Origin of the sequence: Sphingomonas hankyongi (genome assembly GCF_023516575.1) — a bacterium.
GTDB lineage: Bacteria > Pseudomonadota > Alphaproteobacteria > Sphingomonadales > Sphingomonadaceae > Sphingomicrobium > Sphingomicrobium hankyongi.
In genome coordinates, this window is the sequence record NZ_JAMGBE010000003.1 from 614,004 (window position 1) to 639,802 (window position 25,799).

The following is a 25,799-nucleotide window of genomic DNA, read 5'->3' on the forward strand; positions in this document are numbered from 1 at the left end:
GGTGGGGCTTCCGGATTCGCCCCGTCAAGCGGCCCTCAAGCTGACCTGGTTGCCGGCATGGCGGTCGAGGCGGCCGGCAAGGTCAAGCTCGAGCAGTGCCATCTGCACCGCGCCGCTGGTTGCTCCAGACAGCCTGATGAGTTCATCGACCGGCACCGGCGACGGGCCGAGGAGGTCCTCGACATCGCGGAAGGCATCGTCGCCATTCACTGGATCCGGAGCGGGACTGAACGTGGATCGGGTCATGTGAACGCGCGACTGGAGTGGCCGAACCGCTTCCAGCACGTCCGCGGCATCTTGGACTAAGGTCGCCCCATCCCGGATAAGCTGGTTACAACCGCGCGCTCGAGGGTCGAGGGGCGAGCCGGGGACGGCCATCACCTCCCGTCCGGCCTCTGCCGCGAGGCGGGCCGTAATCAGGGAGCCGGATCTCGGCGCGGCTTCCACTACCACAGTGCCGGCGCTCATCCCGGCGATGATCCGGTTCCGGTACGGAAAGTGTCGGGCCCGTGGCTCCGTGCCGGGCGGCATTTCTGCAATCACCAGCGCTCTTTCGAACATGGCACTCTGCCTGTCCTCGTTTTCCGGCGGATAAAAGACATCGATCCCGCCCGCGACGACGCCCACGGTGCCATTGTCGAGCGCGCCATCATGCGCCGCGGTGTCTATGCCTCGCGCAAGGCCCGAGACCACCACCATTCCATCCTCGCTGAGGCCGTGCGCCAGGCCCCGTGCAAACCGGCAGGCCGACGCCGATGCATTGCGCGCGCCGACGATTGCGACGGCCTGCCTGTCCAGCAGATTGATGTTCCCCTTCGCGACAAGCAGTGGCGGGGCGTCTTCGAGCTCCGCAAGGAGTCTGGGGTAAAGGCCCTGACCCAGGACAAGATATCGAGCGCCTAACTTCTCCACCCTCGCAATCTCGCGTTCGGCTGTCTCTCGCGTGCAGATGGCCGGCGCCTTTCCGCCGCCCCGTCGGGCAAGCTCGGGGACTGCGGCCAGCGCGGCCTGAGCGCCTCCGAAACGGGACACAAGCTGTCGAAATGTGACCGGTCCAATGCCCGGCGTTCGAACGAGCCTCAGGCGGCTGAGGAGGTCTTCGTACCTATTCGTGGCTCGGTTCCTTTCCGTAGACGAAGGATATTTTCGCGATGCTTCCAGAGGACCAGCACCGCGAAACCGAGCAACATGAGAAAGAGGGAAGAATGAAGCAGATAGGCACTGATCGGCGCGCTTACTGCGGCTGCCATGCCCGCGACCGACGAGATTCGGATCGTCAGGAGCAGGAGGATCCAGATGCCGGCATAGACCAGCGACGCCGGCCATAGCAGGGCAATGAGGACGCCAAGGAAGGTCGCGACGCCTTTTCCACCGCGGAACTTCAGCCAGAGCGGGTACAGATGACCGATCATCGCACCGGCTGCTGCGATCATTCCGGTAAGCTGGCCGAACAGCAACTGCGAGAGCAGAATTGCGGTCGTAGCCTTTAGGCAGTCGAGGACGAGCGTGAGCGCAGCGAGAGGCTTGCTGCCAGTCCTCAGCACGTTTGTCGCGCCGATATTGCCGGATCCGATTTCCCGGACGTCGCCCTTCCCCGCCAAGCGAGTCAGCAGCAGGCCGAAGGGAATCGACCCGAACAAATATCCAAGCAACAGGGCGAACAGTATCTCTCGGGTCACCCGCGATTGGTAGCAAACCGGAACAGCCGTGCAACTTGCGGCTAAGGCCGGCCCGCGCCACAGAGCCGCCATGGATGCCGACGCACCAATCCTGTTCTTTGATTCCGGCGTCGGCGGATTGTCGGTGCTGGCGCCCACGCGCGAATTGCTTCCGAATGCGCCGATCATCTACGCCGCCGACAGCGCCGGCTTCCCGTACGGCAAGCGCAGCGAGGCGGAGATCGCGAGCCGCGTGCCCGCGCTGCTGGGTCGGTTGGTTGAGCGATTTCACCCGAGGCTCGCGGTAATCGCCTGCAATACCGCGTCTACCATCGCCCTGGATCATGTCCGATCGGCCCTCGACCTACCGGTTGTCGGAACGGTACCTGCGATCAAGCCTGCGGCAAAGATTTCGCAGACACGCGTGATCGGAGTGCTCGGCACTGAGGCTACGGTCCGCCAGCCTTACGTGGAGAATCTCGCCGCCGACTTCGCAGCCGATTGCACGATCATTCGGCACGGTTCGCCCGAATTGGTCGAGCTTGCCGAGGCCAAGCTCGCGGGCGAAGAGGTAAGCACCGAGGCCGTCCGCGCAGCCGCTCAGGCGATGTTCGATGCCTCATCCGGAGAGAGCATCGATACCGTCGTGCTCGCCTGCACGCACTTTCCTCTCCTCGATGCCGAGCTTCGGGCGGCATTCCCGGACGTTAGCTATGTAGACGGGGGTCCCGGCATTGCGAGACGGATCGCGCAGTTGACCCGCGGGCAAGTCTGGCCAAATGACCGGCCTTCCGGATTAGCCGTCTTCACCGGCGCAGTCGGCAGGCCGCTAGAAAGTGCGCTCGCCCGGTACGGGCTGGACGAGGTGTTGACGCTCTAACTTATTGCGAGTCGTTCGCAATGGAATTGACTGAGAGGCGCGGTTAAAGGCCCGTCGAGCGAGAGTAAGCTTTGAACTACGACGAGATTTTCAAATCGGCGATCGACCGGCTCCACGAGGAAGGCCGGTACCGTGTATTCGTCGATATCCTTCGCCACAAAGGCCAATTCCCGAACGCGCATTGCTTTGGAGGCAATGGCCCCAAGCCGATCACCGTCTGGTGCTCGAACGACTATCTCGCAATGGGCCAGCACGCGTCCGTCATCGAAGCGATGGAGAAAGCGCTTCACAAGGTCGGCGCGGGTTCCGGCGGCACCCGCAACATCAGCGGCAACACCCGCTATCATACGGAGCTCGAAGCCGAGCTCGCCGACCTCCATGGCAAGGAGGGCGCGCTCCTCTTCACCTCGGGATATGTTTCCAACGAAGCCGCGCTTTCGACGCTGGGCAAGCTCCTGCCGGGATGCGTGATCTTCTCCGACGAGCTCAATCATGCTTCGATGATCGCCGGCATCAAGAGCTCTGGCTGCGCTAAGCGTGTTTTCCGCCACAATGATCTCGAACATCTTGAAGAGCTCCTGGCGGCGGAGGATGCCGGCACGCCAAAGCTCATCGCCTTCGAGAGCGTCTATTCGATGGACGGGGACGTCGCTCCTATTGGGGCGATCTGCGACCTCGCCGACAAATATAATGCCATCACCTACCTCGACGAGGTCCACGCCGTAGGCATGTACGGTCCGCGCGGCGGTGGGATTTCGGAGCGCGACCTGGTGGCCGACCGGCTGACCCTTATTGAAGGCACGCTCGGCAAGGCTTTCGGCGTGATGGGCGGCTATGTTGCCGCGTCAAAGACGCTGATCGACTGCATCCGCAGCTATGCGCCGGGCTTCATATTCACGACTTCGCTATCGCCGGTGCTGGTTGCAGGAGCGCTCGCCAGCGTTCGCCATCTCAAGGTCTCGTCGGAAGAGCGGGACGCCCAGCAGCAGGCGGCAGCCATGCTCAAGGGTAAGTTCACGGCGGCGGATTTGCCGTTGATGCCGAGCGTGACACATATCGTCCCGCTGCTGGTAGGATGTCCGGTGAAGGCGAAGCGGATCAGCGACATCCTGCTGGCCGAATATGGTCTCTACGTCCAGCCGATCAATTTCCCCACCGTTCCCCGCGGCACCGAGCGCCTGCGGTTCACGCCGGGACCGCAGCATAGTGCCGAGATGATGGACGAGCTGACCGCCGCCCTGGTCGAGATCTGGAGCCGCGACGAGATCCAGCTCGCCGCCTAGTTGCCGCTTGTCAGCAGTTCGATCGCGCGATGAATGGCGGCGCTATTTCGCCGTCGCGGCGGCCTTGGCGAGATATGGAAGCGGATCCACCAGTCGGTAACCCGGCGTGCTTTCAGCGAAATGGCGGAGCCAATAAGCGTGGCCCGCACCGACGAGCACGAGAAGCCTGTCACCCGGCTTTCCTATGAGCCCTATCTTCGCGAACATCTTGGCATTGCGCATGTACCAGTAGGCGTTGAGCTCGGCGCCCGGCTGCTGTTCGGCGTCTCCGATCGCGAGCAGCGCGTAATACCCGCGCCTGTGATCGGCTTTGATCCGCTCGGGGTTGTTGTGAAGCGCGAGCAGGTCGGCGATCGATAGCGTCGCCTGAACCTTTTCTTGCTGCGCAGCCTGGTTCTTGAAGAAGCCGATCTGCTGGTCGAGCAGCGGCATTTGCCCATGCGCCTTGGCGTAGTCTTCCACCTTTCCGTACGGAAAGTAGTCGGGCTCCCCCTCACCGCCCTGCTCGTCGAACCCGTAAACATCGAGATGGTGCATCTCGAGCGCGATCCGATAGCCGATTTGATAAACCTCGTTAGGATTGGTTTTCAGCATGTCGGGCGTGAATGCCCGGTAAGAGGCCATTGTGAAGGGCGCGGGCCGCTCCGCTTCGACCAGCACCTTCGTCGGCTTCCAGGCGGCAATCGCATCGGCAACCGCCTGCAACTCCGCTTGCCGCTTCGGCGCTGTAACGTCGTCGGCCCTGACGTTGACGAGGTCCCTGCCCGGATTGCCCATGTGATAGGTGCCCAGCACCATCACTTCGATCGGGTCTGCGGCTTGCGAATGAGCGGGTACGGCAAATCCCGCCAGGGCAGCGACTGGCAATAGAGACTTCAGCATCGAGCGACTCCTTGTGCGCTACATATGTAACTCTGTGTTACATCTATAACTCACTTGCAAGGATTTTCGACAGACTGGCGAATCCGGTCGCGCTGCCGTAGGCATCAACCATGCGCATCGCCGTTGCCGCCGATCATGCAGGCTACAAGCTGAAGGACGAGGTTGCTGCCTGGCTGAGGGAGCTTGGCCATGACGTCGACGACCTTGGGACGAACGGCCCTGAAAGCGTCGACTATCCCGAATATGGCGGAAGGCTCGCAAAAGCGGTCGGTAGCGGAGAGGCCGAGAGGGGCATCGTCATATGCGGCTCCGGGATCGGTATCTCTATTGCCGTGAACCGCGAGCCGAATTGTCGCTGCGCGCGGGTCGACGAGCCGCTCTCCGCCGCACTGGCTCGTGAACATAACGACGCCAACGTGCTCGCGCTCGGAGCTCGCCTGATCGGTCCCGACATGGCGAAGGCATGCGTGTTGGCGTTCCTCGGGACTGAGTTCGCTGGCGGCCGCCACCAGCGCCGCGTCGACCAGCTTTCTAACCTTCTTCAGGACAGCGATTAATGGCTACAGTCGAGATCGAGCACGACCACGACTACCGGGTCCCTCGTGGCTTCTTCACCAGCGGATTGAGCGACACGGATCCCGCCGTCGGCGAAGCGATCCGCTCCGAGCTCAGCCGAGAGCAGATGCAGATCGAGCTGATCGCGTCGGAGAACATCGTCAGCAAGGCGGTGCTGGAAGCCCAAGGCTCGGTCCTCACCAACAAATATGCGGAAGGCTATCCCGGTCGCCGCTATTACCAGGGCTGCGCGCCGTCCGACGCGGTCGAGACCCTCGCGATCGAACGGGCGAAGAAGCTCTTCGGCTGCCAGTTCGCCAACGTCCAGCCGCATTCAGGAGCACAGGCGAACGGAGCTGTCATGCTGGCGCTCCTCCAGCCGGGCGACACGATCATGGGCCTGAGCCTCGCCGCCGGAGGCCACCTCACGCACGGCGCTCCGCCGGCCCAGTCGGGAAAATGGTTCAACGCTGTCCAATATGGAGTCCGCCAGGACGATCATCTGGTCGACTTCGACGAGGTGGAGCGGCTCGCGAAGGAACATCGGCCGAAGCTGATCATCGCCGGCGGGTCCGCCTATCCAAGGCATTTCGATTTCGCGCGGTTCCGGCAGATCTGCGATGAGGTAGGAGCACTGTTCCTCGTCGACATGGCGCACTTCGCCGGCCTGGTCGCGGCCGGAGAGCATCCCTCGCCCTTCGGGCATGCGCATGTTGTCACAACCACCACCCACAAGACGCTACGGGGCCCCCGAGGCGGAATGGTGCTCACGGATGACGAGGCCATCGCCAAGAAGATCAATTCAGCGGTCTTTCCGGGACTTCAGGGCGGCCCGCTAATGCATGTCATTGCAGCCAAGGCCGTTGCATTCGGCGAGGCGCTGCAACCCGAATTCAAGGCCTATGCGAAAGCCGTCATCGCCAACGCGCAGGCGCTCGCCAACCGGCTGAAGGAACGTGGCGCGGACCTGGTCGCCGGGGGCACGGACACCCACCTCGCTCTCGTCGACCTCCGACCCCTCGGACTGACCGGCAAGGATGCCGACGAAAGCCTCGAGCACGCGGGGATCACTTGCAACAAGAATGGCGTGCCGTTCGACCCCCTTCCGCCAGTGAAAACGAGCGGAATCCGTGTCGGATCGCCAGCCGGGACGACCCGCGGTTTCGGCGAGTCAGAGTTTCGGGACATCGCGGACATGGTCGCGGACGTGCTCGATGGCCTCAAAGCCAATGGCGTGGAGAACAACGGTTCCGTTGAGCATCAGGTCAACGAGCGCGTTCGCGAACTCTGCTCGCGCTTCCCGATTTATCAGGGCTAGTCAGGCGGAAGGATGCGCTGCCCCTTCTGCGCGCACGAGGACAGCCAGGTTAAGGACAGCCGTCCGAGCGAGGACGGCGCCGCGATCCGCCGCCGTCGGCAGTGCGAGGCCTGCGGCGCGCGCTTCACGACCTTCGAGCGCGTTCAGCTTCGTGAGCTGACGGTCGTCAAGAAGGACGGCAAGCGCGAACCGTTCGACCGCGCGAAGCTCGAGCGGGCCATCGGCCATGCGACACGCAAGCGCGATATCGCTGCGGAGAAGATCGACAGGCTGATCTCCGGAGTCCAGCGGCAGCTCGAAACCCGCGGCGACGAGGTGAAGACAGCGCAGATCGGCGAAGCCGTGATGGCCGGGCTCAAGGCGCTGGACCATGTCGCGTACATACGCTTCGCGAGCATCTATAAGGATTTCAGCGATCCGGGTGACTTTGCGGAGATCGCCGAGCGCGTCGAGAAGGAAGCAGCCCCGACGGACCACGACAAATTGCTGTGACCGCGCCAGTAATTGTCCTCGTGCGCCCGCAACTGGGCCAGAATATCGGCAAGGCCGCACGCGCGATGCTCAATTTCGGGCTGACCGAGATGCGCCTGGTAGCCCCGCGGGATGGCTGGCCTAACCCGGATGCGGGACCATCGGCGAGCGGAGCAAACATCGTGCTCGAGCAGGCCGAGCTCTTCGACACCGTTGAAGCGGCGATTGCCGATTGCTCCACGGTCTATGCGTCGACGGTGCGGCGGCGCGATCTAGTTATGCCCGTGGTGACGCCCGAACTTATGGCGGAGGGTATCGCCAGCGATTCAGGCCGCTCGGCTATCCTCTTCGGTCCCGAGCGCTCCGGGCTTGAGACCGACGATGTCGCCCTCGCCAACGCCATCGTCACCGTCCCAATCAATCCCGAATTCGGTTCGCTGAATCTGGCCCAGGCCGTGATCCTCCTCGCTTATGAGTGGTCGAAGAGGTCCGCCCTGGCGGTGCCGCCCGCCAAGGAGCTGGAGCCTGTCGCACCGCACGGCGAGCTCGAAGGACTGATCGAACAACTTGACGAAGCTCTCGTCGAAAGGGGCTATTTCCATCCGCCCTCCCGGACACAGGCTACGAGAAACACGATCCGCACCATCTTCACGAAAACGGGCTGGTCGTCGCGCGAGGTGAAGGCGGTCAGAGGAATTTTGCGGGCCCTGGTTTCGCCGGCAAGGAAACGCTGAGCGCTACCAATTTTTCATAACCCGTGTTATGGAGTCGCCGACGCGCATCGGGGGCTTGCCGGGGCGTTTTCTCCCTTCGCCGCATCACGCGCGCCGCGTTTCCTTCGAAATATCGTCGGGAGGAAATTGATGATCACGAGCTTCTTGCTGCTTGCGGCTCAAGCGGTTCCACCGCCTAGCGTCATGGCGAAGTCCGACGACGACAAGGTCAGGTGCCAGGTCGAATATCAAGTCCACAGCCGTATCCCCACCCAGATCTGCCGGACCAAGGCCCAATGGCAGCGGATCGAACGGGACGCGGAGGCGGACATGCGTGATTCGAAGAATTACCGCGCAAGTGGCAGGCTTGGCACGATCGTCGACGATGGCGAAGGATATGTGGTGGCTCCGAAGCCACCGAGATAACGGCACTAGTCTGATCCCGGCCCAGATGGTAATCCGTCCAGGCCTCCTCATTGGAGGCAAGGAGACGGAGAGCGTATGTTTGTTGTTCTATCTTTGCTTGCAGTTGCCCCGATCGCCACTGCCCAGGCAACGCCAGCGGCAGCCGGTACTCCTACGGCTAAAGTCGAATGCCGGATGGTTCAGGAGCCGGGATCCCGCATTCCGACCAAGGTTTGCCGCCTCGACAAGGAGTGGGAACTGCTCGCCAAGGATGCGCAAGACGATATAGCCGGCTCCCGAAACGGTCGCGGTGTCGGCCAGAACTCAAGTGACTCCCGCTAGAGCAACCCGTTCTCCAAGTTGACTTCCGAGAGCGAAATGGCCATGTGCGCCGCTCGCAATTGATCCCGCATGCCCGGTGAAGCGGAGATCGCGCTGAACGACTGGTTCAGCGGTGCGGTCTCGGGCGCATCGAAAACGCGAATTGGAGAAGTTCAGTGACGAAGCGCACCAGCGCCAAATACAAGCTCGACCGCCGCATGGGCGAGAACGTCTTCGGACGGCCCAAGAGCCCGGTCAATCGCCGCGAATATGGCCCCGGCCAGCACGGACAGCGCCGCAAGGGCAAGCTGTCGGATTTCGGCATTCAGCTCCGCGCCAAGCAGAAGCTGAAGGGCTATTACGGCGACATCACCGAAAAGCAGTTCAAGAAGAACTATGTCGACGCGACGCGCATGAAGGGCGACGCTTCGCAGAACCTCATCGGCCTGCTCGAGCGCCGGCTCGACATGGTCGTCTATCGCGCCAAGTTCGCGCCGACGATCTGGGCCGCGCGCCAGCTGGTCAGCCACGGCCACATCCGCGTCAATGGCGTGAAGTGCAACATCGCCTCGCGCAAGGTGGACGTGGGCGATATCGTCGAGCTGGGCTCGAAGGCGCAGGAAATGGCGCTGGTCATCGAAGCGCAGAGCCTCGCCGAGCGCGACATCCCCGATTACGTCGTTCCGGACGGCACGTCGAAGATCACCTTCACGCGCGTGCCGAAGCTGGACGAGGTGCCCTATCCGGTTCGCATGGAGCCGAACCTCGTGATCGAATTCTATTCGCGGTAAGGCTTGCCGACCGCAGAATGCGAAAGGGCGGCTCAGGCCGCCCTTTTTTTTGAGTCGAAAACGCGAGGTCCGTTATGCCTCAATGAGGAGGTGAGAGCGTGCCCGCGAAACCATTATTGAAGCCTTCGCTTGAAGTGTTTTTGGAGGAATCGCGAAGCGCCTTATCGTTCTGACGCTCTATCTCCGCCCACTGGCCTTCCGTGCGGCAAATGCGACTTGGGATGCGGGAATGCAGTTCGGTGACCAACTCGCACCTGACTTTCTCGCCCGTCGCCGTGTACAGCGGCTTCTTCGGAATATCGGCTGGCGTCGCCACTTGCGCGAGCATGATGCCGATCAGGAAGGCGCTCATCACAATTCTCCTTTAGCTTCGCCGTGAACATCCTAAGCTTCGGTGGCGCAAGCCGACAACCGCCCAAATCTGCAAATCGTCGGCATTACGGCCCGCTTATCGCAAATCTACGACTTTTCCGGTGCCGCCCGAAAGCCTGACAGGCGTCTGTGCTTAGCAGTTCAGGGAATTGCAGCCCACCTTTCGTGAGTTGCGAGATCCGCGCCAGTCGTCCTGGGTTTCTTTCGCCATGCGTTCCCACTCGGCCTCGGTACGGCAAATGCGGATCGGCACGCGGGATCCCGCTTCCCAGACTTGCCTGCAAACAACCTTCTGGCCGTCTTCCGTGTACAAAGGTTTCTTAGGAATGTCCGCGGGCGTAGCCACTTGCGCCAGCACCAAGCCGATTGCCAGAAAACTCATGACAACCCTTTCCAAAGTCAGTCGGCGTATCCAGCGATCCTCTCACGACGATCTTTGCCATACAAGCTTGCACTGATCTGACTGCCGGCTAAGTCCGCGCCATGACCTCACCCCCCCTCCCGGAATGGTCCCCGCATGAAGCGGTGTGGATCGGCTTTCCGAGCGATCCCGACCTCTGGCTGGGCGATCTCAAGGCCGCGGAGCAGGAAGTCGCCGCCTTCGCCGCGGCGGTGCACGCGGACGGCCGGGGCGAGAAGGTGTGGCTGGTTGCTGCCAACGAGGGAGCAGGCGAGAACGCGCGGCAGCTGGCACCGTTCGCGGACGTGATCGTCCAGCCTTTCGGCGATATCTGGCTACGCGACACGGGCCCCATCATCGTGGGGGCCGGGGCAGCGCGTCGTGCGCAGGGCTTTGGCTTCAACGGCTGGGGCGGCAAATACGACCTCGAAGGCGATCAGGACATCGGTCAGCGCCTCGCCGCAGCCGCCGGGATCCCGTTCGCCAGGGCGGACTGGATCCTCGAAGGCGGGGCGATCGACGGCGATGGCTCGGGCACTGTGCTCACCACCGAGCAATGCCTTCTCAACCCCAATCGCAACACGCTGGACCGCGACCAGGTCGAGCAGCGGCTGCGAGCCGACCTCGGGTTCGACCGTATCGTCTGGCTCGGCTCCGGCCTCATGAACGACCACACCGACGGCCATGTCGACAATCTCGCGCGCTTCGTGGGCCCGGGGCGCGTCGCGATCCCGACCGCCACCACGGACGATCCCAACGAAGCGGTTTACAAGGATGCTGCCCGGCGCATCGCGGATGCACGCCTTAGCGTCTTCACCCTTCCATCCCCCGGGCGCGTCCTCGACGACGAAGGCGACGTGATCCCGGCAAGTTACATGAACTTCTACATCGGCAATGCCGCGGTTGTGGTGCCGCAATATGGCGCGGCGAACGACGCGGCGGCAGTGGAGATGGTGCAGTCGCTATTCCCCGACCGCGTTGCAATCGGGCTTCGCGCCGACCATGTCCTCACCGGAGGCGGAAGCTTCCATTGCATTTCGCAACAGGTGCCTGCCTAGCTGGCATCCCGGCGCAAGCCGCGATCCGTGTAACCATTCTGGACTCCGGCCTTCGCCGGAGTACGGGGAGAAAATGACCAGGCTCACCGTCGCTGCGCTGCAGCTCGCCTTCACTGAGGACACCGCCGCCAACATCAGGGCCGTTGCGGACCTGGTGCGCGAGGCGGCCTCGAAGGGCGCCGAGGTCGTGCTTCCCCCAGAGCTGTTCGAAGGTCCCTATTTCTGCCGCGTCGAGGACGAAAGCCTGTTTGCGACCGCGAAGCCGACGGCGGAGCACCCTTCCGTGGTCGCCATGCAGGAGCTCGCCAAGGAGCTGCAGATATGGATTCCCACCAGCTTCTTCGAGCTGGACGGACCCCACCATTATAATTCGCTCGCGATGATCGGGCCCGACGGAAAGGTCGCGGGGGTTTACCGCAAGAGCCACATACCGGACGGGCCCGGATATGAGGAAAAATTCTACTTTCGGCCCGGCAACACCGGCTTCAAGGTCTGGCGCGGCCCGCATCGCTCCACGCTTGGCGTCGGCGTGTGCTGGGACCAATGGTATCCGGAAACGGCACGCGCCATGATGCTGATGGGCGCGGAGATCCTGTTCTACCCGACCGCGATCGGGACCGAGCCGCACGATCCGGATCTCGACACCTCACGCCTTTGGCGCCGCGCGATGATCGGCCATGCCGTGTCGAATGTCGTCCCGGTGGTCGCTGCCAACCGCATCGGCACCGAGCACGGGCAGCGTTTCTACGGGCACAGCTTCATCTGCGACGAGCGCGGCGATATCCTGGCGGAGTTCGGCGCGGGCGAGACGGGCGTCCTCGTCGCTACCCTGGACCTTGCGCAAGCGAGAAAGCACCGCGCGGCTTTCGGCTTCTTCCGCGATCGCCGGCCCGAGCTTTACGGGCGGCTCACCGAGGACGTCTGATCGCTACTTCGCCGGCGCTTCGAGATCCTCGGCCGCGATGATCTGCCAACTGCCGTTCCGCTTCAGCCACGTGTCCGTCCACACCCAGCGGCCCTGCTTCCCGTTTTTCCGCTTCCAAGTCTCGCTGCCCTGCGCAACCGCCATGTTGCCGTAGAAGCGCACAAGCACGTCACCGATCTTATTCGAGTTGAAGTAGTTCGAAGCCTTCGCCGTCTCCTCAACCATCCTGGGCTTTCGATAAATTTCGCCCTTGGGATCAACTCCGACAATATCTTCGGACAGGATACGTTTCACCGCGCGCGTATCGCCGGTTGCAACGGATTCAGCCCAGGCCTGCTCCGAATCGCAGATATATTTCAGTAGCTTGGGATCGTGGGCGCCCTCTGCCGTGCAACTTGGCGCCGCAGCAGGCGCCAGAGCTGCAGCCGCGAGAAAAAGGATCATGGTTCCCCCTTTCAAACAATCTCGGCCGCCCTCGCGAACACATTTTCGAACATGCGCTGATCGAGGCGCCCCGTATTCTGGTTGTAACGCGAGCAATGATAGCTCGACAGCAGGATGCGGCCGCCGGGCGCGACATTCTCGGCGCCATGACCGAATTTGGTCGAGGCAGGCGGAAGCCCAAGCGCGCGCGCAGCCGCCACATGCGCGATCTGCCCGAGAGCGAGCACCACCCGCACTTTTGACAAACTAGCCAGACCTTCCTCGAAATAATGCCGGCAGGTCGCGATCTCGCTCGGTTCCGGCTTGTTTGCAGGCGGCAGGCATTTGACTGCGTTCAGGATCACTGCGCCCTTGAGCCTGAGGCCGTCTGACGGGTCGGCGCGGTACTCGCCCTCCGCCAGCCCGAACTTGAGCAAAGTCCCATAGAGCAGCTCCCCGGCATAATCGCCCGTGAACGGTCGTCCGGTGCGGTTCGCGCCATGCTTGCCGGGCGCAAGGCCGACGATCGCGAGCCAGGCTTCCGGGTCGCCGAATGCCGGCACCGGAGCGTTCCACCAATGCGGGAACTCGGCGCGGCATTCGCGGCGAAAACGCACGAGCCGCGGGCAAAGCGGGCAGTCGCGCGGAGCCTCCGCCTGCGGGATCGGCGACAGGTCGGCGGGGCTGGCGAACGGCATTGCACTGACCTAGGCGAGGCTCCGTGCCCGGCGCAACGCACCTTTATGCCATCGCGATTGGCTCCAATCGCCCGCATGGCCGCTTCGGACGGCCGAGCCGGGTGGTGGAAGCGGCAGTCGCGCGGCTCGACCAGGATTTCGGGCTATTCGATGCGTCGCCGATCATCCTCAACTCCGCGATCGGAGATGCCGGACGCGATTTCGCCAATGCCGTGGCTCTCATCGAAAGCGCCCTCGATCCGCCCGAGATGCTGAAACGGCTGAAGGCGCTCGAGCGGGAGTTCGGGCGGCGTCCGGGAAAGCGCTGGGCGACGCGCGTGCTCGACCTCGACATCGCCCTGTGGAGCGGCGGGCGCTGGCGCTCGCGGGCGCTCAGCATCCCCCACCCCGCGCTCGCTAGGCGCGGCTTCGTGCTTCAGCCGCTCGCGGCGGTCGCCCCGCGCTGGCGCGTCATGGGGCCGGTGACTGTCGGGCATCTCGCGCAGCGCCTTGCCCGCGCGACCCCGCGCGGCTAACCGCCGCTGCGTGGGCCCTTAGCTCAGTCGGTAGAGCAACTGACTTTTAATCAGTAGGTCGCTGGTTCGAATCCAGCAGGGCTCACCAACACTTAGATGACATTCTCCGGCTGACATATCCCGTAAAGTAATCACCGGGTAATCACATCAGGCCTCAGCGATGAGACGCTTGGTGCTGCCGCGCTTATGTCCGCTTTCGACCCAATTCGGACTCGCGAGGAGATATCCGTAATCGTCCGAATTGCATGGTCTAACCGCATTACTAAATCCCGCCTGATGGCAAGAAATCCGGCAGGGAGTCCCCTGACACATCCGCTTGAGTGGGCACGGCGCTGCCATATCGAGGCCAGACGGGCGATCCACCCCTCGACGAAAATGTTTCTACTTGAGCTAACTGCGCAGTTCGAAGCACTCGCCCGCGAAACAGTGAAACTGGACCCCGACGACCCAGAACTACAACAGGCGGTCGCGGATCGCCTCGCCGAAATTGCAGCGAAAAAGAGAGAATGGACTCGCTAAGCGACATTTCCGCTTTCCACCCAAACCTGCCGTCAGCAATCGACCCAAAACTGCCATTAGGCCAGCGCCTGCGAGCGGTCATCGCTCCCACCTCTGCAAGGCGGGTATGGGTCGATGCGCACGGTGTCTACCGGAGACCCCAGGAACGCTAGCCAAGCCGTTTGCGATTGTCCCGGACTCGTTTGCCATAGACGTTGAGCGCCTTGCGCGCCGCCGCCTCGGGGCTTTTCACGCGCCCGCCAGCCAATGCTCCGGTCAGCTCGAATCCGGCCTCGGTCTTTTCGCTGACCATGCGTTCGAGTTCACGCTCCGCGGTCTGGCCGCCGGCCATTATGCGCCACGATCGCAGCGCAACGACCATGCCGGCGTCGGCCCACAGGCGCGAGGCGCGGAACATCAATTGTGACCATTCGGCGGTCGGATCGGAACGGGGCATGGATTTCCTTTGAAATAGGAGGAGCGCCGTCGGGGCAGCGCTCCTCAACGCATACAAACAGTGGCGATTACTGAGCAGTCGCCATCCGCGGCTGCGAAGCATTATGGCCGCCGTTGCGGGAGAGGATCTCACGCACCGTTTCGGCTGGGACATTGCTTTCTCCGGCATCGACGGAGACGAAGATGCCGCCGTCGTTGATGCGGCCTTCATAATATTTCGCGTCTTCGTCGCTGACGCCGTGGTCCTTGAGCATGCCGGTCAGGCCGCCGGCAACCGCGCCGATTGCAGCCGCGCCGGGGATCGCGGAGCCGGCAATCGCGCCAGCCGCGGCAAGAGGGCCGACGCCCGGAATCGCTAGGGCGGCAACGCCGAGGATGGCGCCGATTCCAGCGCCACCGAGCGCGCCCTTGACGGTATCCCCAAGGCCTTCACTGGCTTCCTCGCCGGACCCGTCGGTCACGGTCGCACCGTCCTCATCGCGGCCGATGACGGAAAGCTTGGCGCTATCGATGCCCTTGCCGCGCAATTCGCCGACCGCGGATTCTGCTTCGGAGCGGCTGTCGAAAACGGCCGAGATGATGTTCTTGCTCATGATGACTCCTGGGGAAAAAGACTGGCCCACCCAGAAGCTTAGCGAAGCAGGACGAGCACCGTTCCGCGCCGCGAGGAATAAACTTTGGTCGGCGCCGCCGCAGAGGTGCGCCACCGACCGGACCACCACAGCGACGAACTGCAAATGGAACAGCGTGTTTCGTGGATGCGTTGGCCGAAGTGCGCCGGTGATCCCATCGGGCGCGCGTGAGTGGGTGTGCCTGCTCGACACGGCAGGAGCTCAAAATGAATGAAGTATTTTCGCGGATCGCGACCCTTTCGTCCCAGTTACTGGGAAAACCCATTTCTTTCATCGTCTCTACGCTGCTGATCATCCTATGGGCGTTCAGCGGACCGATGTTTCATTATTCAGATACTTGGCAGCTCATCGTAAATACCGGAACCACAGTTCTTACGTTCCTTGCCGTCTTCCTGATCCAGAACAGCCAGAACCGCGACGGGATGGCAATCCAAGCCAAGCTCGACGAACTAATCCATTCATCCCGCCAAGCCCGCAATGACTTAGTCAGAGCGGAGGACAAATCCGAAGCCCAGATTGAAAGCCTGCGCATTTGAGATTCGATTCGGCTGGGGTCGGTGTCTAATGGCAGCTTTCCACCCAAACCTGCCGTCAGCAATCGACCCATTGCGGACACTTGCACTGTTAGGTCGACCAGCCGGCGGTATGGGCCAAAGGCTATATGGTTTTCCCCATCGCTGCAGATTAGGTTTCATTCTCTGTTAGTTGCGTTTCCCATGGGTGGAGAGTGCCCTGTGAATGCACCAGTAGGCAAACCAGCGTCGGAGTGCTCAATAAGAGCGTCAGAACGACAACGCATCTCTCGCGATCTCCACGACTCAACATCGCAGCTATTGGTCGCTCTTCAGTTGCAGGTTTGCCAGTTGAGGAATTGTCCTGGTCTAGGTGCTGAGCCGCTTCTGGACGAGATTGCTGAGACGCTTCAGAGCATCCGCGACAGCATCAAGCAAATCGAGAGCGAGACCGTAGACGAGAGGACGTTTGAACTACGGCGAGTTCAAACCGCCAAAATCTTCGTCTCGTTGGCGAGAATGCCTACTCGCTAACGCCACTGCTGCGCTCGATTCCGGCCTCCACCGCGAGCCGGATCGATTCCGCAGAAGTTGTGACGCCTAGGGCTTGAAGAAGCCGCACGCGATGCATTTTGACCGTCTTTTCCCCGATGCCGAGGGTGCCGCCGATTTGCTTGTTCCGATAGCCGCTCGCCATCAACTCCAGTATTTGGCGTTGCCTAGAGGTTAGTCGGTCTACAAGTTCAAGCGCTTTCGCCCGTCTCGACGCGGCCGCGGAGTCCGCGCGGGCGACCTCCATCTGCGAGCCGATGAACATCACCACGGCCCCCTCGGTGTCGAGGACCGGCGCCAGCATGACGGCGTTACGGAACGGTGTGCCGTCTTTCCGATAGTTCATTAACTCCACAATGGTGGGGCGGCCCTGCGCGACAGCCGACCGCAACGCGGCACGGCTCTCTGGCTCCGTACCAGGCCCACTCAAAAAACGGCAATTCCTTCCGAGTATCTCATCGGGCCGGTAGCCCGTTAAGGCCTCAAAGGCGGCATTCACCTCAACGATTGGATTGTCGTCAAGGCGGTTGTCCGTGACGATGGTGGCGATCGGCGTTTGATGTATCGAAGCCCGCATTGCTTCGAGCTCATGCTCATCCGTAATCCGCTCATGCATGCAAACCAGTAGATAGGATGCGAAGCGGACTCGCAATGGAGGAAAGTTGTCGGTCGCGAATGTCCGCTTTCCACCCAATAGGGACGCTAGCGGCTTAGGTCTCCTTTCGACCCATTGCGGACACTAGCCCTCACCATGTTGCGCGTTCAAGAATACTGACTCGCCGAAGTGGCGCCACGCACATCTCCAAGGGCATCGGTCTACCGCTTCGCATTTTCAGACCTGTGTTGTGGAGCAAGGCTGTACCTTCGAAAGGCTTTAGCGAGACCCCGGCCCGGCTGGCTGCGGAATAATCGGCAACAGGCACCACCCCTTTTAAGTGACCGATCCCTGGAGCGAAGGTCTCGCACCGAGCATCTCTCGCGTGAAGCGAATCTGCTCAGCGTACTCTCTAGCAAACTGGCCATGAGCACGCCGTTCGCGATAAGTGAGCGCCCGGTCAGCGATCATCAACGAACGCTGGTGGCGGTCCAACAGGAAATTGAGATCCACGAGCCAAGCTCCTCCCGTGAGGTGATTATCAGCTAAGGGCGATAGCCAACGCGCCGGCGACGACAACAAATGTCAGAATGACGGACGCAGACCTGCTCAACCAAGCATGGGGAACATCTGGAACGGCCATGGAATATACCTCTCTCACGAGTTAGAGCCTCCTGTGGCGGCCCCGATTAAACAATGGTTGGCCGCCGATTGCGAACTCGCACGCCCGCCTTCGTTGTCGTACGCCTGCTCTTGACGCTTCATATCGGCCTCCTCGGCGGCAGAGCGGAAAATGCTGAAGTGCGTTGGCTTCCTTGATGCAGCACGGTTCATAACGGACGTCCCTTGAGACTGGCCGAAAAGCTGGGCGGGAACCGAGTGCTCCCGCCGAACGCAATCCTTAGACTGTCTGGAGATTCATGGCGCTGGTGCGACCGTCCTTCTCAAGTAGCTCATAAGAAAGACGCTGCCCCGTCTTGGGGGCGACCTTAGGGTCCCAGGATATAGCGCTTCGCTCGAAGCGGAGCTCGTCACCACCCTTTTCGGGTGTAATCGAGCCGCGGCCCTGCGTCTCATCGAATGTCTTGATTGTTCCGAAATGCTTCATGGTCGTGTCCTTCTTACCGAGACCGACCCGGATTGGCCGTCTCTGTGGCTAAGAGGCGCTAAAGATGGAGAGAAACGCGGCTGAGCGCTTGACCGTCGATACCGACTGGCAGCAATAATCATATAGTCTTCTTGCCTAGCAGGTGCAATAGGCGCAAAAAAAATAAAAAATATAATTACGACTCCAGTGAAATAGTTGCTCTTCCTTATGGAAAACTTCTGTCCGTCTACTACATAATAATTTGTCGTCTATTTTAAAAGAACTCAAAGCCATGTTTGGTTTTAGAGGTGGCGAGAGTGCTGATGTCGTCCGTCGCAAGCGGGCTCATATGGTGGAAGCCCAGGCACGCTGGCCCTTCCTCACCCATTTCGATGCGTCGACCCTGAAGAACGATCGGAAGCTTGTGACCATGGTGAAGGAACGCTGCTCATGGTCGCAGAAAGACGCCGAAAGCGACGTGCGGCAATGGATGGAAGGCAAGGTCTTTTGATGCATGGCGAACAAGCAACCTCGAGCTCTGAGATACCCCTGTTTTTCAACGAAGTAGGCGTGAGTAGCATCGAGATCGGCGTCGGCGCCTTTGATTGCATGGGCGTACTGCCGCCCCATGATCATCCCCACGTCTACCTGAACATGGGAGAGCAATCGGATATTTTATGCCCGTATTGCTCGACCCAATACCGGCTCAATCCTGCGCTTCGCTGGAACGAGACAGTTCCGATTGATTGTTGGGCGGCCCGCGAGTGAACCAAGACCGCAACCTTGTCGAGCGGACGGGCAATGACCGGCATGCGCTGCGGTGCTGGCATGAATGGGAGTTCGATGGAAGCGCACGGCGCATCATCCTTTGTGTTCAGACCGCCCTCGAACTACGACCGGGCTGTGAAGGCTTTGATTCCAGGCAGCTGGACGAATTGATCGACGAAGCAACGCACATGATGCGTGCAAGCGCCAGCCCTATCGATTCAATACGGATCGTCCCCGAGCGCTAAGTCTCGAGCGGCCTTACCCGCCAAAATCACTTGAGGTCTCGTCGACCGCTAGTGTCCGCTTTCCACCCAAAGCGGACATTCACAGACGGGCCGCTAGCCACGCGTCACTGCAGGCCAGAATGAGCTGTCGTCTAGCGTCCGGCTCCTTGAGCCATCCTTCAACCTCGTCTCGGTCTTCAACGGGCAAACGTCGGATAATCTCTGACACGCTGCGACACTGACCGGAGTTGGCCAACTCGTACGCCCGCTCCATTGCTACTTTCGCTCGCGCCACTGATCTCTAGCGGCACAACGTTGCGACGCGAAGCACCTGCGATAGCGCTAGTGGCAGGAATGGGTGGAAAGCCGACACTGTTGTCCCACCGCAAGTCGCCAGTTCTGAGCCGTCTCAACCGAGCCCAGAACGCCGTGCTATAAGACCGTTGTCATATCCAAGGAGGCACGACATGCGCCACATCAATCCTGCAAGGACAGGGCTCGCTGTGGGCGTTGTAATCGGGCTCTGGCATGCGCTTTGGGTAACTCTCGTCGCTGTCGGGTGGGCGAAGCCCGTCATGGACTTCATCCTTCGTCTCCACTTCATCAATCTGACCTACGAGCTGGCACCGTTCGCATTGAGCACCGGGATGCTGCTCGTATCGATCACGTTCCTTTTGGGGGCCGTGTTCGGGGTGGTCTTTGCGCTTGTCTGGAACTGGCTGTCCCGCGGCTCCAACACGGCCTCGATAAGGGGCAACGAGGGGACCGGCTCAGCGACGTAGGTTATCTCACCTGCAAGGAGGAGGCCATGAAGGCCAAGGCGATCAAAATCCTCGACGAGAATCGGCTGATGGCAATCGCCACCGTTCGTCCCGATGGTTGGCCCCAAGCCACAATGGTCGGCTACGCCAACGAGGGCATCCTGCTTTACTTCGCGATTTCGCGGGAAAGCCAGAAGTTCGGAAATATCGCAGCGGATGACCGGGTCTCGATCGTAATTGGACGTGATTTCCATGACCCTCGGACAATCAAGGCGCTGTCGATAGCGGCGAGGGCTTCCGAGGTCCGTGACCCGACGCAACGTCAGCGCGCCCTGGCGCTCTTGTTGGAACGGCACCCAGGATTGAAAGCCTTGGAACCGCCACAGCCCGATCATTCGGCAGTGATGCGCGCCAACCCCGAAATCATCACGATCCTCGACTATTCAAGGGGCTTTGGACATGCCGACTTGCTGACCGTGGGACCCGGTGGCCTCACTGAGATGACGGTCGCCCGTGACGACGATTGGGGTTTCGGCGAAGCACTCAAGCCGGTTAGCTAATGGCAAGAATGGGTGGAAACGGACATTTGTCTTGCCCATGCCGTCATGGCAGATTGCCCGAAAAACAAGGGCAAGAATGGGCGACCGCAATTTTCGTGATGTCTCGTTGATGGCACTGATCATCAGTTGCTTCATCCAGATCGGTACCCAGCTATTTGCGATCTCCGTCGTGGTGGGCACGATAACGGCGGCTCCGCCCCGTTCCTTTGCGATCTTGGAAGGGGCCTATCACTACGACAGCAGCCCGTTTTGGAGCACTGTGCCGCCCATCACGGGGCTTCTGTTCATCGTTGCCCTCTTCGCGAACTGGAAGACGTCGCGCCGAACTTTCTTGCTCGTATCATTCGGGCTGTTCGTGATGGCGGGTCTGGTTGCGGGAGTGCTCCTTGAACCGGAGTTCGCGACCATCACTGCGAATGGCTACAGCGACAATGTTGATGCCGCGCTACAAAGCCGAGCGGCGACTTGGATCGCCTATGACTGGGCGGCATGGGGCATCAGCTTAGCATCCGGCATCGGGCTGCTGTTGGCTCTCGCGAGGCCGATTTCTTCCAGGTAGGCATTGAGCGCCGAACGCCGGGCCGCACGTCCAAAGTCTGCAATGGGTCGAAAGCGGACACTCGGCTAGCGGCAAGTTTGGATGGAAAGCGGACATTCGCTTTCCGGACAAAGACGGGTCGGCGTGAGTTGTACGTTGCTGTAAGTGAAGGATCAGGCCGCGTGCGTGAGCCGTGATTCAAATGTTGCTTTAGTGATCGTGACGGCCAGCCCATCCTTGGATGAAGTTTCGGAAACCTGCGCGTTTAGTTGTTTCGCCAACGCAGCCACGAGCGCCGTTCCAAGTCCGGTAGAAGCACTCGCCTCGGTGGCCTCCCGTCTGCCAATGCCGTTGTCCGCCACGGTCAGCTTCCAATCCGACTTTGCCATCTCGAAGGTCACTCGGATCCGTGCAGACGACTGGGCCACCGGGAATGCATATTTGACCGCGTTGATGATCAGCTCGGTGACAATCAAGCCGATGCTTACTGCGTGGCTTGTTGGGAGCACGCCAGGGTCAGCACTAACAATGATGTCGATGTGCTGGCGCGGGTCCACCATGGACGCGGCAAGGCCCGAACTGAGCTTCGTGATGTAGGGGCCAATCTCAATCTGCTCGATGCCGTCAGAGGCATGCAGGTGGCCCTGCACCGCTGCCACTGACATGACCCTCTGGTGCGCTGCACGGAGCTCATTCTTGGTTTCTTCGGAGGTCACCGCGCCCGCCTTCAACAACAGGATGCTGGCAATGATCTGCAGGCTGTTTGCGATTCGATGTCGCATCTCGCGAAGCAGCGTCCGCTGCTGCTCCAGCAGTTCCTCCGTATGCTCGAGTAGTCTCTGCTTCTCTTGTTCTGCGACGCGACGCTCGGTGATGTCCTTGATCGCGACCAAGACCATTCGACCAGATCCGCCTTCGTCCCGGATTGGAAGGGCGTTGAGGCACAAAGTGCGTCGACCGAGCTTGCTGAAGTCCCGCTCGAACTCGAAACTGTCGATGGTTGTCCGGTCGTCGACAACCGCGGCAAGCAGCTGTCGCAGGCCAGGTATGTCCCAAGCGCCTCCCGATAGCTCAAACAGAGAAAGACCGTGCACAGCGGCTGGGTCCTCGCCGAAGACCTCGTAGAAGCAACGGCTGGCTGCAAGAAGATGCAGCGTGTCATCCAAAACGAGGAAGGGTTCCGGCAGGGTGTCGACGATCGCCAGCGCCAGGGCTTGCGCCTGTTCTCGATCGTGCAGCTGTTTCATCGACGTTGCTCCAATCGGGCGGGAGCTTCGCATCTCTCTGTCGCCAGCGCGCCGCGCGGCCGTCCGGTGATCCGAATCTCATACTCTACTTGCAATGATGCTCCCACCACGGATTAATCGCCTGCTCGAGGAGGGTCGCAAGGAGGCTCAGATGTAGCTCGGCTGGCATCCGCATTCATAATCAGTGTTGAGATTGCAGCGAGCAACTGCGCCGGGGCGTAGGGGTTCTGCACAAGCAGGCTGTTCGGAACTCCGCGGGTCGGCCACTCTCCCGCACTTTCAGCGGTCATATAAACGATTGGCATGTCGGCCTGCTGTTCGCGCGCATGCCGAGCGACTTCCCAGCCATCGGGACCAAGACCCAGACCAATGTCCGTGATCACGGCCGCAAAGTTGGCTGAAGGTGCATCGAGCGCAGTGACAGCCTCGGCGCCAGTTGCGGCTACCCTCACCGCGTAACCGCCCTGCTTGAGGGCGTCTTCCGCAACCATGACAACCAAGGCGTCATCTTCAACAAGCAGCAACACAGGCTCTTCCACGCTATCCTCAGCAGCCGAGGCAGCGATGTCGCCACATGGTGGCTGACTTAAATTGTCGGCTGACAAAGAGCTTAACAACGCGACAGACATTGTGTTCCGGAAGGCGAACTACGTTAGCTTTCTCCGATTAAGTGAATGAATTGATCGTTTCCGGCACATGTCATTTTTAGTGTACAGCTGTCTATTGCTAGCTGCAGAAGTGAGTTGACCGCTGCTATAGGTACTCTGAATAAGAAGATAATTCTTATTATCTATAATTATGACCAAATAGACTTTATGAACGGCGAGCAGTATCTAAATTCAGACTCCATGCATCTAAATACGTCTAGCTTCGTTATATTCCATGATGAGATATGTTCTTGGATTAATTAAGGATTTTTATTATGACAAATTTATCGAGATTCCTGATCGGCACTGCCGGACTTGCAGCGACCCTTGCTTTTGCTTCGCCCGCCGCGGCTCAGCAGCCTTATCCCTATAACAACCAGAGCACTGGGGTTTTGGGCGCAATCGTCAATGCGGTCACCGGTAACAGCTACAATCAGTATCCGCAGGGCGCTTACGGCTACAATCAGTATCCGCAGGGCGCTTACGGCTACGGTCAGTATCCGCAGGTCGCCTACTCCTACGGCCAGTATCCGCAAGGCAATTACGGCTATGGCCAGACGAACCAGCGCGCAGCGGTCGGCATGTGTGCCGCCGCCGCCGAACAGCGGATCAGCGCAACTTATCGCGGCCAGCCCGGCTACGGCTATAACAGCGGCTATCAGGGCTATGCCAATGGCTACAATGGCCAGATTGGCCGTGTCCTCGGCATCACCAATGTCGAACCCCGCCATAACGGCAGCCTCAAGGTGTCGGGAATTGCCAGTTCGGGTCGTGGCTATGGCTACAATGGCCAGGCTTACAGCAATGGCTATAACGGCCCGAACCCCTACGCCAACCAGGCGGCCGACCTGCGCTTCACTTGCAAGGTCAACACGCTTGGGCAGGTGACCGACGTCAACATCAACCGCAGCCAGGTGGCGTACCGCGGCTTCTGATATCGATCACGCGCGTATTATACGAGTAAGGAGGGCCACGGCGAAAGCCGCGGCTCTTTCCTTTTGCTAGATCCGGTTTCCAAAACGGCGCCGGCGACTTGAACGCCTACAAGCCCGGTGTAGTCGAGAGCTGCCATTCGGCTAACGGCAAGAATGGGTCGAAAACGGACATTAGCTGCCTATTGAGAAACCATACAAATCTGCCTAACGTTCATTAGTCGTATTTGTATGGACAAGATCCATGCCCAGGGTCGTTGCATACTACCGTGTTTCAACGGAAGCTCAGGGCCGCTCTGGCCTCGGACTACCGTGAGGCCAGCACTCCGGCGGCCGCCGGGATCGCTACTATCTCCCATATTCATCTTCGACGCGAATGACGTCGTCCTCACCAAGATAGGGACGCCCGTCTTTGAAAACTCAAGGAGTTCGTTGAGACCACTGTAATCGTCACAAGAGGAAATCAGCGTTCCCGCCGCCATTATTTAGGTTGTGGTTGCCGAGCACAACAATGGTGAAGTCCGCAACCGTGTCGCCGTTTACGTCACCACGAACGATGGTATTGGTTCCATCGAAGGACCACGTAATCGAATTAGCGACAACAGTGGTGGTCGGTGCGCCAACCAGGGCAAATGCCTGGTCGCCCGCAAGACCGGTGTTCGCGTCTATCAGTGACAGGTCGATCAGTTCGCCGAGTGTGGCTTCGCTGAAGCCGCTGATCTGGTCGGCTGTTGCAGCTGCAACCGTAGTGTCGGTAACGCTGGTCCAAACGTAATGATCAGCACCATTGCCGCCGATCAGAGTATCCCGGCCTGCGCCGCCAACTAGTACGTCGTTATCGTCTCCACCATCGAGAGTGTCATCACCAGTACCGGCAACGATCAGGTCGTTGCCAGCTTGGCCATTGATTTGGTCGACACCGCCATTTCCGAACAGCAGGTCATTGCCCCCTCCACCGTTCAGAGTCTCCCCTGCCGTGGATGACGCGATAACGTCTTGGCTATTGCCCGTTTCCGTGAGCGGATCAGTCGGATCTGTTGACAAGGCATATCCCGACGTGCCGAGAACATACCCGTATATGGTCCCACCGCCATCGAAGGTAATAGTCTCGACCCTGTTCTGCGACTGGGGCGTTCCCGTCGGCAGCGTGTACTGGTTCATTATTGTGACGTTGGTCGATCCGATCTGCAATACTAGGTCAGCGTTTACGCGCTCAAAATTGAGCATTCCCAGGTCGGCGCCAAGAGACTTCACGTTGATCGTATCATTGCCACTACCATCACTGATACGGTCCGTTCCATCATTCAGGTCGAACTGATACGTGTCGCCGCTATTGCCTCCGAGAAGAACGTCGTTCCCATCTCCGCCGATGAGAGTTGTACCCGAACTGCCGCTAATGATTATGTCGGCCCCGGCCGTTCCAATCAGGGGTGCTACCATCTGGGTAATGACTGCAGTTCTGGAACCAGGGCTACTGCCTCCAGTTACAGCGTACGTGAAGCTGCCGCCGTTGTTGTTGGCGTCCGTATAGGTGGTGTTCGTCACATATGTGACGCTGTCCCCTGCTGCCGGGCCGCTCGCTCCCGTCACATCGGTGGCCCCACCGGTATCCGCGTAGAGTAGCGCGAAGTCCGGAATTACGATCGGCGTATTGCCCAAGTTCGTGATGATGTTCGCGAACTGCTCCGGAACATCGGTGATGTTGACCGTAATGGAGGCGGTGTCGCTCGCAAGACCGTCGCTGAAAACATAATTCAGCTGGATGCTTGCTGGAGGCGTGTCGCTCTGGTTCGCATAAGTGATGTGCTGCATCACATCGTCGGCGAGCGCAGACGTCGCAAAGCTGGTGAAGTTAATCGCGAGCAGTCCGGCCACGACGGAGAATGTCGCGATTGTGTTTCCACCCGCGATCAAGTTCGATCCACTGACCGTGAATCCGGCACCGGTCGTATTGAAACCGAACGTATCCTGAGCGTTCGCTCCGCCATTGCGCGAGATCTGCAAGCTCGCTCCATTATAATTGTTTGCAGCATCGAGCTCGACGTCGGACACGGTGGCGTTCGAATCTAGGATTCCAAATACCTGCTCCGTACTCGCCGCAGTCGGGCCTACATTGGCTAGG

Annotated in this window: 34 protein-coding genes and 1 tRNA gene; 21 read left to right on the forward strand and 14 right to left on the reverse strand. The window is 60.4% G+C overall.

The window, feature by feature from the left end; genetic code table 11:
* Positions 1 to 24: 24 nt before the first annotated feature.
* The gene (gene dprA / locus LZ538_RS11605; RefSeq protein WP_249832225.1) at positions 25 to 1,083 is read right to left on the reverse strand and encodes a DNA-processing protein DprA; all 1,059 of its coding nucleotides are present in this window, start codon (positions 1,081 to 1,083) and stop codon (positions 25 to 27) included.
* Positions 1,080 to 1,679, reverse strand: coding sequence for a glycerol-3-phosphate 1-O-acyltransferase PlsY (gene plsY, locus LZ538_RS11610; RefSeq protein WP_249832161.1), 600 nt, complete (start codon positions 1,677 to 1,679; stop codon positions 1,080 to 1,082). Before plsY ends, dprA begins: the two co-directional genes overlap by 4 nt.
* Before the next feature lie 70 nt (positions 1,680 to 1,749).
* Here plsY and murI point away from each other — a divergent pair, with 70 nt between their 5' ends.
* Positions 1,750 to 2,538 (forward strand): glutamate racemase, encoded by a 789-nt coding sequence (gene murI, locus LZ538_RS11615; protein ID WP_249832162.1) that lies wholly within the window; start codon positions 1,750 to 1,752, stop codon positions 2,536 to 2,538.
* 71 nt (positions 2,539 to 2,609) lie between these two features.
* Positions 2,610 to 3,821: a 5-aminolevulinate synthase gene (gene hemA / locus LZ538_RS11620; RefSeq protein ID WP_249832163.1), complete on the forward strand. Its 1,212-nt coding sequence runs from the start codon at positions 2,610 to 2,612 to the stop codon at positions 3,819 to 3,821.
* A 42-nt stretch (positions 3,822 to 3,863) separates the two neighbouring features.
* Here the strand turns inward: hemA and LZ538_RS11625 are convergent, their stop codons facing one another.
* Positions 3,864 to 4,703: a DUF5694 domain-containing protein gene (locus LZ538_RS11625; RefSeq protein ID WP_249832164.1), complete on the reverse strand. Its 840-nt coding sequence runs from the start codon at positions 4,701 to 4,703 to the stop codon at positions 3,864 to 3,866.
* Between the two features lie 110 nt (positions 4,704 to 4,813).
* On the opposite strand from LZ538_RS11625, the gene rpiB reads away from it, so the two are divergent.
* From rpiB to rpsD, 6 genes are all read left to right on the forward strand, one after another.
* Positions 4,814 to 5,260 carry a ribose 5-phosphate isomerase B gene (gene rpiB / locus LZ538_RS11630; RefSeq protein WP_249832165.1) on the forward strand — a complete coding sequence of 149 codons (447 nt, stop codon included), beginning with the start codon at positions 4,814 to 4,816 and terminating at the stop codon, positions 5,258 to 5,260.
* Positions 5,260 to 6,576, forward strand: a complete 1,317-nt coding sequence (gene glyA / locus LZ538_RS11635) for a serine hydroxymethyltransferase (RefSeq protein WP_249832166.1) — start codon at positions 5,260 to 5,262, stop codon at positions 6,574 to 6,576. Before rpiB ends, glyA begins: the two co-directional genes overlap by 1 nt.
* A gap of 12 nt (positions 6,577 to 6,588) precedes the next feature.
* On the forward strand, positions 6,589 to 7,068 hold the full coding sequence (gene nrdR / locus LZ538_RS11640) for a transcriptional regulator NrdR (protein WP_249832167.1): 480 nt from the start codon (positions 6,589 to 6,591) through the stop codon (positions 7,066 to 7,068).
* A 20-nt stretch (positions 7,069 to 7,088) separates the two neighbouring features.
* A complete protein-coding gene (locus LZ538_RS11645; protein WP_347402768.1) occupies positions 7,089 to 7,781 on the forward strand; it encodes an RNA methyltransferase in 693 nt (230 codons plus the stop codon).
* A gap of 129 nt (positions 7,782 to 7,910) precedes the next feature.
* Positions 7,911 to 8,186, forward strand: coding sequence for a hypothetical protein (locus LZ538_RS11650; RefSeq protein ID WP_249832168.1), 276 nt, complete (start codon positions 7,911 to 7,913; stop codon positions 8,184 to 8,186).
* A gap of 476 nt (positions 8,187 to 8,662) precedes the next feature.
* Positions 8,663 to 9,277 (forward strand): 30S ribosomal protein S4, encoded by a 615-nt coding sequence (gene rpsD / locus LZ538_RS11655; RefSeq protein WP_249832169.1) that lies wholly within the window; start codon positions 8,663 to 8,665, stop codon positions 9,275 to 9,277.
* Positions 9,278 to 9,356: 79 nt separating this feature from the next.
* Here rpsD and LZ538_RS11660 read toward each other — a convergent pair whose 3' ends face one another.
* Positions 9,357 to 9,629 (reverse strand): hypothetical protein, encoded by a 273-nt coding sequence (locus LZ538_RS11660; protein WP_249832170.1) that lies wholly within the window; start codon positions 9,627 to 9,629, stop codon positions 9,357 to 9,359.
* Between the two features lie 153 nt (positions 9,630 to 9,782).
* Positions 9,783 to 10,031, reverse strand: a complete 249-nt coding sequence (locus tag LZ538_RS11665) for a hypothetical protein (protein ID WP_249832171.1) — start codon at positions 10,029 to 10,031, stop codon at positions 9,783 to 9,785.
* 101 nt (positions 10,032 to 10,132) lie between these two features.
* On the opposite strand from LZ538_RS11665, the gene LZ538_RS11670 reads away from it, so the two are divergent.
* Positions 10,133 to 11,107, forward strand: coding sequence for an agmatine deiminase family protein (locus LZ538_RS11670; RefSeq protein WP_249832172.1), 975 nt, complete (start codon positions 10,133 to 10,135; stop codon positions 11,105 to 11,107).
* A 73-nt stretch (positions 11,108 to 11,180) separates the two neighbouring features.
* Positions 11,181 to 12,032, forward strand: a complete 852-nt coding sequence (aguB, locus tag LZ538_RS11675; protein WP_249832173.1) for an N-carbamoylputrescine amidase — start codon at positions 11,181 to 11,183, stop codon at positions 12,030 to 12,032.
* A gap of 3 nt (positions 12,033 to 12,035) precedes the next feature.
* On the opposite strand, the gene LZ538_RS11680 is transcribed toward aguB, so the two are convergent.
* Together LZ538_RS11680 and LZ538_RS11685 are read right to left on the reverse strand one after the other, a co-directional pair.
* A complete protein-coding gene (locus LZ538_RS11680) occupies positions 12,036 to 12,476 on the reverse strand; it encodes a nuclear transport factor 2 family protein (protein ID WP_249832174.1) in 441 nt (146 codons plus the stop codon).
* A gap of 11 nt (positions 12,477 to 12,487) precedes the next feature.
* Positions 12,488 to 13,153, reverse strand: a complete 666-nt coding sequence (locus LZ538_RS11685) for a uracil-DNA glycosylase (RefSeq protein ID WP_249832175.1) — start codon at positions 13,151 to 13,153, stop codon at positions 12,488 to 12,490.
* Positions 13,154 to 13,176: 23 nt separating this feature from the next.
* Between LZ538_RS11685 and folK the strand changes: the two genes are divergently transcribed.
* Together folK and LZ538_RS11695 are read left to right on the forward strand one after the other, a co-directional pair.
* On the forward strand, positions 13,177 to 13,668 hold the full coding sequence (gene folK, locus LZ538_RS11690; protein WP_249832176.1) for a 2-amino-4-hydroxy-6-hydroxymethyldihydropteridine diphosphokinase: 492 nt from the start codon (positions 13,177 to 13,179) through the stop codon (positions 13,666 to 13,668).
* Between the two features lie 12 nt (positions 13,669 to 13,680).
* Positions 13,681 to 13,756: transfer RNA gene (locus tag LZ538_RS11695), tRNA-Lys, on the forward strand.
* 579 nt (positions 13,757 to 14,335) lie between these two features.
* Here LZ538_RS11695 and LZ538_RS11700 read toward each other — a convergent pair.
* On the reverse strand, positions 14,336 to 14,623 hold the full coding sequence (locus LZ538_RS11700) for a hypothetical protein (RefSeq protein ID WP_249832177.1): 288 nt from the start codon (positions 14,621 to 14,623) through the stop codon (positions 14,336 to 14,338).
* Positions 14,624 to 14,690: 67 nt separating this feature from the next.
* A complete protein-coding gene (locus tag LZ538_RS11705; RefSeq protein WP_249832178.1) occupies positions 14,691 to 15,215 on the reverse strand; it encodes a hypothetical protein in 525 nt (174 codons plus the stop codon).
* 245 nt (positions 15,216 to 15,460) lie between these two features.
* Between LZ538_RS11705 and LZ538_RS11710 the strand changes: the two genes are divergently transcribed.
* A complete protein-coding gene (locus LZ538_RS11710) occupies positions 15,461 to 15,790 on the forward strand; it encodes a low affinity iron permease family protein (protein WP_249832179.1) in 330 nt (109 codons plus the stop codon).
* Between the two features lie 180 nt (positions 15,791 to 15,970).
* Positions 15,971 to 16,300, forward strand: a complete 330-nt coding sequence (locus tag LZ538_RS13445; RefSeq protein WP_430741977.1) for a histidine kinase — start codon at positions 15,971 to 15,973, stop codon at positions 16,298 to 16,300.
* Here the strand turns inward: LZ538_RS13445 and LZ538_RS11715 are convergent.
* Both LZ538_RS11715 and LZ538_RS11720 read right to left on the reverse strand, forming a co-directional pair.
* Positions 16,290 to 16,934: a PAS domain-containing protein gene (locus tag LZ538_RS11715; protein ID WP_249832180.1), complete on the reverse strand. Its 645-nt coding sequence runs from the start codon at positions 16,932 to 16,934 to the stop codon at positions 16,290 to 16,292. The genes LZ538_RS13445 and LZ538_RS11715 overlap by 11 nt on opposite strands.
* Before the next feature lie 880 nt (positions 16,935 to 17,814).
* Positions 17,815 to 18,021: a cold-shock protein gene (locus tag LZ538_RS11720; RefSeq protein WP_249832181.1), complete on the reverse strand. Its 207-nt coding sequence runs from the start codon at positions 18,019 to 18,021 to the stop codon at positions 17,815 to 17,817.
* A 271-nt stretch (positions 18,022 to 18,292) separates the two neighbouring features.
* Here LZ538_RS11720 and LZ538_RS11725 point away from each other — a divergent pair, with 271 nt between their 5' ends.
* From LZ538_RS11725 to LZ538_RS11750, 6 genes are all read left to right on the forward strand, one after another.
* Positions 18,293 to 18,511 carry a hypothetical protein gene (locus LZ538_RS11725; RefSeq protein WP_249832182.1) on the forward strand — a complete coding sequence of 73 codons (219 nt, stop codon included), beginning with the start codon at positions 18,293 to 18,295 and terminating at the stop codon, positions 18,509 to 18,511.
* Between the two features lie 59 nt (positions 18,512 to 18,570).
* Positions 18,571 to 18,768, forward strand: a complete 198-nt coding sequence (locus LZ538_RS11730) for a zinc-finger domain-containing protein (protein WP_249832183.1) — start codon at positions 18,571 to 18,573, stop codon at positions 18,766 to 18,768.
* A complete protein-coding gene (locus tag LZ538_RS11735) occupies positions 18,765 to 19,013 on the forward strand; it encodes a hypothetical protein (protein ID WP_249832184.1) in 249 nt (82 codons plus the stop codon). Before LZ538_RS11730 ends, LZ538_RS11735 begins: the two co-directional genes overlap by 4 nt.
* A gap of 446 nt (positions 19,014 to 19,459) precedes the next feature.
* A complete protein-coding gene (locus LZ538_RS11740) occupies positions 19,460 to 19,774 on the forward strand; it encodes a hypothetical protein (protein ID WP_249832185.1) in 315 nt (104 codons plus the stop codon).
* 26 nt (positions 19,775 to 19,800) lie between these two features.
* Entirely contained in the window at positions 19,801 to 20,313 is a 513-nt protein-coding gene (locus LZ538_RS11745; RefSeq protein WP_249832186.1) for a pyridoxamine 5'-phosphate oxidase family protein, read from the forward strand.
* A 76-nt stretch (positions 20,314 to 20,389) separates the two neighbouring features.
* Positions 20,390 to 20,872, forward strand: a complete 483-nt coding sequence (locus LZ538_RS11750; protein ID WP_249832187.1) for a hypothetical protein — start codon at positions 20,390 to 20,392, stop codon at positions 20,870 to 20,872.
* Between the two features lie 152 nt (positions 20,873 to 21,024).
* On the opposite strand, the gene LZ538_RS11755 is transcribed toward LZ538_RS11750, so the two are convergent.
* On the reverse strand, positions 21,025 to 22,098 hold the full coding sequence (locus LZ538_RS11755; protein ID WP_249832188.1) for a sensor histidine kinase: 1,074 nt from the start codon (positions 22,096 to 22,098) through the stop codon (positions 21,025 to 21,027).
* Between the two features lie 113 nt (positions 22,099 to 22,211).
* Positions 22,212 to 22,625: a response regulator transcription factor gene (locus LZ538_RS11760; protein WP_249832189.1), complete on the reverse strand. Its 414-nt coding sequence runs from the start codon at positions 22,623 to 22,625 to the stop codon at positions 22,212 to 22,214.
* 395 nt (positions 22,626 to 23,020) lie between these two features.
* On the opposite strand from LZ538_RS11760, the gene LZ538_RS11765 reads away from it, so the two are divergent.
* Positions 23,021 to 23,680, forward strand: coding sequence for a hypothetical protein (locus LZ538_RS11765; protein WP_249832190.1), 660 nt, complete (start codon positions 23,021 to 23,023; stop codon positions 23,678 to 23,680).
* Between the two features lie 447 nt (positions 23,681 to 24,127).
* Here LZ538_RS11765 and LZ538_RS11770 read toward each other — a convergent pair.
* Positions 24,128 to 25,799: calcium-binding protein (locus LZ538_RS11770; protein WP_249832191.1), on the reverse strand; the 1,672-nt coding region annotated here is incomplete at its 5' end.